Source organism: Mesorhizobium sp. M7A.F.Ca.US.014.04.1.1, assembly GCF_003998745.1.
GTDB classification, from domain to species: Bacteria; Pseudomonadota; Alphaproteobacteria; order Rhizobiales; family Rhizobiaceae; genus Mesorhizobium; species Mesorhizobium ciceri.
The window spans coordinates 1-574 of sequence record NZ_RZRW01001367.1; the positions used below are offsets into that span (position 1 = coordinate 1).

General features: G+C 61.0%; 1 protein-coding gene. It reads right to left on the reverse strand.

The features are described 5' to 3' along the window. Nucleotides 1-137: 137 nt before the first annotated feature. Nucleotides 138-574, reverse strand: a 437-nt coding sequence (locus EOA22_RS39440) for a hypothetical protein (RefSeq protein ID WP_245478814.1), incomplete at its 5' end; no start/stop codon positions are given.

The following is a 574-nucleotide window of genomic DNA, read 5'->3' on the forward strand; positions in this document are numbered from 1 at the left end:
GAGGGCGGTATGAAGAGCCCCAGGCCAACCGCCGTTGATCTTCAGGCCGTAAGCCCGGCCCCACACCTCAAACGTTGAAGCCGTTCGCTCGGCACTCGACGCCGTGCCCGTCAGAGGCGTGAGCCTTGACCGTGGGTTCATCTGCAGTGACTGGCAAAGGTAAGATCATCCGAGCCGGCGCCGCATCCCTCCATACAGCTTGCGGCTTGCTCAACTGCGACTGATTTATGCCGATCGTCGGCGCGTTGCGATGGCACCTCGTAGGAAGGGTCTGCCCGGATAACCGGCTCCAGATCGTGGGGGAAGTTCGGCGCATGGACAGGCAGTGCTTCGGCCGAATTGTCGCCCTTTTGAGCCATCGCTGGAAGGATTTCAGCGATCTCGACCAGGATTTCCTTGAGCAGATGTCTCATCTGCGCGCCCGCCCTGCGGCCCCTTGCTATGGCGATCAAACTTGCTGACGTAGCCAATGTTCCCGCTTGAGCTGAATGGCGCGCGCTCTGCCGGCAAAGATCGAAGGAGCGGCTTGACGCGACGGGCCTCGTCCCTCTCGCCTGCATGATCGATATTGGAA